Annotated in this window: 2 protein-coding genes; one reads left to right on the top strand and one right to left on the bottom strand. The window is 66.5% G+C overall.

The window, feature by feature from the left end:
* Positions 1-116 precede the first annotated feature (116 nt).
* The gene (locus tag AC5RVV_RS17375; RefSeq protein WP_494002607.1) at positions 117-857 is read right to left on the bottom strand and encodes a TetR/AcrR family transcriptional regulator C-terminal domain-containing protein; all 741 of its coding nucleotides are present in this window, start codon (positions 855-857) and stop codon (positions 117-119) included.
* Between the two features lie 191 nt (positions 858-1,048).
* On the opposite strand from AC5RVV_RS17375, the gene AC5RVV_RS17370 reads away from it, so the two are divergent.
* A complete protein-coding gene (locus AC5RVV_RS17370; RefSeq protein WP_494002606.1) occupies positions 1,049-1,315 on the top strand; it encodes a hypothetical protein in 267 nt (88 codons plus the stop codon).
* Positions 1,316-1,393 lie beyond the last annotated feature (78 nt).

Below are 1,393 nucleotides of genomic sequence, written 5' to 3'. Positions count from 1 at the left end.
AGGGGGTGGCTGTCCTGTCCCCGGCCCGGCAGGGTCATCCGGGTTACGGGCAGGTGGTGAAGGGTTCGCCGGTGACGCCGTGCATGCCGCCGGGGAAATCCGGGGGGCGGATCCGGTCAGGGTTCCTTGTTGGCGGGGGGGTGCAGCTGGGCTTCCAGGCCGGCCAGGAGGATGGTGATTCCCTGGTCGAGTTCGGCGGCGCCGTCGTATTCGGCGAGGATGTGGGCCAGTTTTCGGAGGTGGGGGAATTCGCGCGCCGGCAGTCGGTGCAGGCCCAGGCGGAGCAGGTGTTCCTTTTCCTCGGGGTCGACGATGAATTCCTGCAGTTCGTTGAGAATGTGACCGTAGAGGTATCCGTAGTAGGCCCGGTACACATGCAGGGCGTCTGCCGGGGCAAAGCCGGCCCGGATGAGCAGGGAAAGGATCTGCTCCAGCGGGCGCAGGGTGCCCAGGGGGCGAAGCCCCAGCGGGGTGGACAGGGGGCGGGTGACCAGCAGCGGCACCACGTGGGGGTGGGTCAGGGCGATCCGCCGGAACTCGTGGGCGGTCTGTCTGAGCTGGGACTTCCAGTCGCTGTCTTCGGGGTGGATGACTAGCTCGCTGAGGACAAGTTCCGCGACGCCGTCCAGGAGCGCGGCCCGGTTGTCCGCGTAACGGTAGAGCGCCATCGGGTCACGGCCCAGTTCCTGTCCAAGCCGGCGCATGGTCAGCGCGTCCAGACCCTCCGCGTCGATGAGACGAAGCGCGGTGGCCAGAACGAGGTCCCGGTTCAGGCGGGGCCGCCGGGCCGGTGTGCGGGGAACGGGAACACCGTCCGGAGGCGGGCCGGGAGCCGTGCCGTCGGGATGCTTGGACATGCGGTTGGTCGTCTCTTGGGTCGGGGATCTGCACAGCCTGGACAGTCAGGAAGGCAGGCCCGCCGGGAAGGTAAGCATGCTTGCCATCATCGATGTCTAAGGGTAAATTCTACAGTGTAGCGCGATGGGCTGGGCAGCGCGTTTCCCCGGATGCATGGCCGGTACGGCCCCCCCAAACTTCAGGAGTCATCATGGCAGCACCCCGCAACGAGCACACCCCACACCACCGGCTGGCCGAGACCAAGGCCGCGGTGAAGACCACCGAACTCATCGTTTACCTCGCCGCGGTCCTGGGCACGATCATCACCGCGATAGTGGTGGGGGAGAACGGCGATGAGAATGGCGGTGATCCGTTCGATGCCAACCAGGCGATGCAGTACATCACGTGGCTGACCATCGGTTACATGATCGCCCGCGGTCTGGCCAAGTCCGGAAGCCGGCACGGGTCCGACGAATAACAAGGCTTCCTCCCCCCATGGACCGGGTGATCCGGGCACCGGACGCAGGAACCTGACGAACGGCGGCGCACCTCAAAC

The organism is Arthrobacter sp. MDT2-34-1, assembly GCF_059091365.1.
Note: the sequence above shows the minus strand (reverse complement) of the source record. Positions and strands in the feature narration are given on the sequence as shown.